The organism is Candidatus Zixiibacteriota bacterium, from assembly GCA_020853795.1.
Lineage (GTDB): Bacteria > Zixibacteria > MSB-5A5 > CAIYYT01 > CAIYYT01 > JADJGC01.
In genome coordinates, this window is record JADYYF010000020.1 from 1 (window position 1) to 4,997 (window position 4,997).

General features: G+C 59.3%; 7 protein-coding genes. 2 read left to right on the forward strand and 5 right to left on the reverse strand.

From position 1 onward, the window contains the following. Positions 1-60: 60 nt before the first annotated feature. The 5 genes from IT585_01310 to queF form a co-directional block, all read right to left on the reverse strand. The gene (locus IT585_01310) at positions 61-1,218 is read right to left on the reverse strand and encodes a Glu/Leu/Phe/Val dehydrogenase (protein ID MCC6961868.1); all 1,158 of its coding nucleotides are present in this window, start codon (positions 1,216-1,218) and stop codon (positions 61-63) included. Positions 1,219-1,352: 134 nt separating this feature from the next. Then, a complete protein-coding gene (locus tag IT585_01315; GenBank protein MCC6961869.1) occupies positions 1,353-1,931 on the reverse strand; it encodes a DNA-3-methyladenine glycosylase in 579 nt (192 codons plus the stop codon). Further along, complete coding sequence (locus tag IT585_01320) at positions 1,921-2,757, reverse strand: histidinol-phosphatase HisJ family protein (protein ID MCC6961870.1); 837 nt, start codon at positions 2,755-2,757, stop codon at positions 1,921-1,923. Before IT585_01320 ends, IT585_01315 begins: the two co-directional genes overlap by 11 nt. After that, entirely contained in the window at positions 2,754-3,404 is a 651-nt protein-coding gene (locus tag IT585_01325; GenBank protein ID MCC6961871.1) for an MBL fold metallo-hydrolase, read from the reverse strand. The genes IT585_01320 and IT585_01325 overlap by 4 nt, the downstream gene beginning before the upstream one ends. A 10-nt stretch (positions 3,405-3,414) precedes the next feature. Then, entirely contained in the window at positions 3,415-3,801 is a 387-nt protein-coding gene (queF, locus tag IT585_01330; GenBank protein MCC6961872.1) for an NADPH-dependent 7-cyano-7-deazaguanine reductase QueF, read from the reverse strand. 102 nt (positions 3,802-3,903) lie between these two features. Here queF and queC point away from each other — a divergent pair, with 102 nt between their 5' ends. Together queC and IT585_01340 are read left to right on the forward strand one after the other, a co-directional pair. Continuing rightward, positions 3,904-4,617 carry a 7-cyano-7-deazaguanine synthase QueC gene (gene queC, locus IT585_01335; protein MCC6961873.1) on the forward strand — a complete coding sequence of 238 codons (714 nt, stop codon included), beginning with the start codon at positions 3,904-3,906 and terminating at the stop codon, positions 4,615-4,617. Then, positions 4,614-4,997 (forward strand): 7-carboxy-7-deazaguanine synthase QueE (locus tag IT585_01340; protein ID MCC6961874.1); only part of this gene is annotated, 384 nt, incomplete at its 3' end. The genes queC and IT585_01340, both read left to right, overlap by 4 nt.

Consider the following 4,997-nt stretch of genomic DNA (forward strand, 5'->3'; position numbering starts at 1 on the left):
AAACAAATCCGCCGCCCGAAGGCGAGCGGCGGGAATAATCGAGGTGTGCGTCGCGGTGACTTAGGCGTAGACGCCGCGCAGCATGATGACGTCAATCACGCGCTTGAGGCCCAGCATGAATGCCGCGGTGCGCATGTTGACTTGGTATTGCTGCGCCATCGCATGGACGTCGTTGAATGCGGCCACCATCGCGATCTCGAGGCGGCGATTGACTTCGTCCTCCGTCCAGTAATAGCCGATGCGATTTTGGACCCACTCGAAGTACGACACCGTCACGCCGCCGGCGTTGCAGAGAATATCGGGAATGATGAACACGCCCTTTTTGTCGAGGATGGCGTCTGCCTCGGGCGTAGTCGGGCCGTTGGCGCCCTCGGCGATGAGTTTGGCCTTGACGTCGCCGGCGTTTTCGGCGGTGATCAGATTTTCCAGTGCCGCCGGCACGAGGATTTCGACATCGAGCGCGACGAGTTCGTCATTGGTGACCGGCGTGGTGCCGGGGAAGCCAACGACCGAGCCAGTGGCGGCAGTGTGCGCGATCAGACGCGGAATGTCAAGGCCGCTGGTGTTCATCACTCCGCCCATCACGTCGGTGACGGCGACGATCTTGACGCCGAGTGCATGCAGCAGTTCGGCCGCGACCGAGCCGACGTTGCCGAAGCCAACGACACCGGCGGTCGCTTTTTTTAGATCCCTGCCCAGCGCCTTGTAAGCTTCGCGCACGGCCAGCATGACGCCGCGGCCCGTGGCCTCACGGCGACCGTGCGACCCGCCGACGACGAACGGCTTGCCCGTTACCACGGCGGCTTCGGTGTGCCGCACATGCATCGAATAAGTATCCATGATCCACGCCATCGTCTGTTCGTTGGTGTTGACGTCGGGCGCGGGCACGTCGGAGTCGGGGCCGAAGATATCGAGCAGATCGGCGGTGTAGCGGCGGGTCAGGCGTTCGAGCTCGCCCTTGGACATCTTCTTTGGATCGCAGGTAATTCCGCCCTTGGCGCCGCCGAAGGGGATATTCACGACCGCGCATTTCCAAGTCATCCAACTGGCGAGGGCCTGCACTTCATCGAGCGAGACCTTGGGATGAAAGCGAATCCCGCCCTTGGCCGGGCCGCGGACGATCGAGTGCTGGACGCGATAGCCGGTAAAGACTCGAAATGTCCCGTTGTCCATCTGGATCGGCAGGTTAACTATGACGCTCCGACGCGGCTGTTTCATGATTTCCACCAGCGCCGGGTCGATTTTCAGCAGCGAGGCGGCCGCATCGATTTGTGCGAGGACGTTGTCGAAAATCGACAGCGGCACGTCTTTGGACTTAATTTGTCCTTGTACTTGACCCACTCTGTTTCCTCCTACTTGCGGGAGACAAATGTACTTTCCGCGTCGCAAAATCGCCACAATAAATCGTGGCCTTCGGTGATCCCGATCCGCGACGTTTGGCGCAGACGCGGCGCCGGAGCGCCATCGTCGAGCACGAAGAACTCGCGGCTGGTGAGGCTCTGGCCGGTGTCGGCGGTGGTGATTTTCAGGGCGCGGCAAAGCATGCCGGGGCCGGAAGTCAGTCGATGTCGATCCTGTACGCCACGATGGGCGCGCATGGTTTCGATTCCCCCCAGCGGTTCGAGCGCGCGAATCAGCACCGCCGCGGGATGACCTCTTGGTTCGGTCACGAAGTTCAGCATATCGTACATGCCGTAAATGAAGTAAACGTAAAGATAACCGGCGTCGCCGAACATGATTGCATTCCGGCTGGTCAGCCCAAAGCGCGCGTGGCAGGCGGGGTCGTCTTCCCCGATGTAAGCCTCGGTCTCAACGATGCGACCCGACAGCCGCATGCCGCCACGGTTGACGACGAAGACCTTACCGATCAGAGCGCGGGCAACTTCGAGGGTGGGCTGCCGGAAAAACTCGCGCGGCAGCTTAGAGGTCATATCCTTCTTCAAGGCCGCACGGAAGCAATTCGGGGATCAACGGCAGTGCCGCTTCGAAATCGAGTGCCAAATATTCGGGGCTGTGGGCGTCGGAGCCAAGCGAACTGATCATCACACCGGCGCGCCGCGCTTCGTTGAGGATGTCGATCGAAGGGTAGTATTCGCCGAGCCCGTGGCGAATTCCAGAGGTGTTGATCTCAAGTGCCAAGTCGTTCGCGATCATCTTTTCGAACACAACTGGCAGGAAAGGCTTGTGGGCGTCACGGAGCGACTCGCCGTAAACCGGGCGGCCATAGCGCTTGTAGACATCGAAGTGGCCAATAACGTTAAATAGTTGTGAATCAGCGATTTCCGAGACTTTGTTAAAGTATTTTCCGATCCACGCTTCGATGGGTTTGGACTTGAAGAACTCGGGGCCGTAGGGGCGTTCGAGGATCGGCTCATCGTCGATATCGTGGACCGACCCGATGACGAAATCAAGCTGGAAATCCTTCAGTTCCTTTACCAGGCGATCATAGAGCCGAATATCCCAGCCGATCTCGAGGCCGACATTGACTTTCAGGCCAGAGGGGAAGAATTCCTCGCCAATCGCGCGGACTTCGTCGATGTAGCGCTTGACCGGATCGGGGCCGGCTGGCAGGCGTTCGCCGCCGATCATGAAGTGACCCATGCGATCTTTACGCGAAGGCATTAACTCATAATGATTTGTGAATGTGATTTCGAAGAGACCCAGTTCGAAGGCCTTGAGGCAATACTCACGCAGAGTGCCTTTGGCATCAACCGAGTGGTCGGAATGAACATGCGAATCGCCGATGGGGTATTTCATGCAGAGTGTCTGACGAAAGCGTTGTGCTTCCTCTCGAAGCCGACGGTTGTGGGCTCGCCATGCCCGGGGTAGACAATGTAGTCGTCCGGCAACGTATAGATTTTCCGAACGATTGAGCGCTCGATTTCATCGAACGATCCGCCGGGCAGATCGGTGCGGCCGATGCTGCCGTAGAAAAGCAGGTCGCCGCCAAAGACGGATTGATCAAAGACGAAACTGGCACTTCCCCGCGTATGCCCGGGGGTGTGCAGGACTTTCAGATTGAACTCGCCGAAAGCGACCGTATCGCCCTCTTCGAGAAGCCGATCTGCAGGCGGGCAGACGAGGTTGTCGCCGGTAAGCGCGCTGAGGTTGATCATGGGGTTGGTCAGGCACTCGGCATCGAGGCGATGGATCATAATCGGGGCGTGGCAATAAGCCTTGATTTCGCTGACGGCACCGAGGTGATCATAGTGGCCGTGGGTCAAGAGGATCGCCGTGACCAGGGCTCGTCGGCGCTCGATGGCCGCGAGGATGATTGGCGCATCACCGGCCGGGTCAATGACCACCGCAGCGCGAGTCTTCTCGCAGCCGAGCAGGTAGCAGTTCACCTGCAACGGGCCGACTTCGAGGGTTTCGAGATAGTACTGGGCAGACGGCTGATTCATTGCGTTGCGGTTACTTCCGATACTCGCGGACGACGGTAGTCTGGATACCGCCGCGATTGTTGAAGCGGCCTTCGAGACGCAGACGGCGCGGATTCAGGGCCGCGACGAGGTCGTCAGAGATCTTGGAGACGACATTCTCGTGGAAGATACCTTGATTGCGGTAGGCCAGCAGGTACTCTTTAAAGCTCTTGAGTTCGACACAGAGTGCATCGGGAACGTAGGTCAAAATCAAGGTCGCAAAATCGGGCAGGCCGGTCTTGGGACAGACACAGGTGAACTCAGCCGTTTCCATGCGCACTTCGTAGTCGCGGTCGGCGTAGATATTGCGGAAGGTTTCGATCGACGGCGTTTGCCAGGCGCGGATATGATCCTGACGGTCTTCGTAGCTCGGTTCCATGGGGCGCAGTATACACAGCGCGGCGGGAATCGGCAAGCGGGCATTAGGGGTTGACCGTCGCATTTGAGGGTTTATATTCGCATCATGACCCCGTTAACTCCGATGAACGAGAACCGCGCCGTTGTGCTGTTGAGTGGCGGGATTGACTCGGCCACCGCGTTGGCGCTGGCGAAGGTCAACGGCTACCAGGTGTCGGCGCTGACATTTGACTACGGACAGCGGCATCGGCACGAGATTGCGGCGGCCAAGCGTGTGGCTGAATCCCTGGGAGTCGAGCAGCACCTGTTCTTCCCGATCGACCTGACGCCGATCGGCGGCTCGGCGTTGACGGCCAATTTAAAGGTTCCGAAGAATCGCGACGAGACGCTGATCAGCCGCCAGGTGCCGGTAACGTACGTGCCGGCACGGAACGCGATCTTCTTGACGGTGGGTCTGGCGTGGGCGGAGGTAATCGGCGCCGGGACGATTTTCATCGGCGCCAATTCGGTGGATTATTCCGGCTATCCCGACTGCCGGCCGGAATTCATCGAGGCGTTTCAGATCATGGCGAATTTTGCGACGCGCTCCGGCACCGAGGGGAATCGGATTATCATCAACGCGCCATTGATTCAGCTGACCAAGGCGCAGATCCTTCAGGAGGGCACGCGACTCGGCGTCGACTATTCCCTGACGTTGAGCTGCTACGATCCTGACGATCAGGGGCTGGCATGCGGCGAGTGCGACAGTTGTATCATTCGCCGACGCGGTTTTGAGGCTGCCGGACTTCCCGATCCCACCAAATACATCCGTTCGGTCGGGGCCGGCTCCGGTCGATGAGTTACCAGCCGCCGCTGGCTCCATGGCCGGAGCAGTTTCACGACAAACTGCCCGTGACCGAAGTCTTCTATTCGCTTCAGGGTGAGGGGCGGTATGCGGGAACGCCGGCGGTGTTCATTCGCCTCAAGTACTGTAATCTCGGTTGCGCCTGGTGCGACACGCGGTTTACGTGGGACGCCGGGAAGATCGAGGAAGGTGAGCTGCTGACGGCCGACCAGATCGCAGCGGAGGCCATGGCGCTGCTGGACGGAAAAGACGGCCAGTTTCGCGACGTTCATGTCGTGATTACCGGAGGTGAGCCGCTCTTGCATCAGGATCGAATTCCGGCGCTGATTGACGCTTTGAAGAGCGCTGGATTCGAATTCTTCGAGATTGAGACG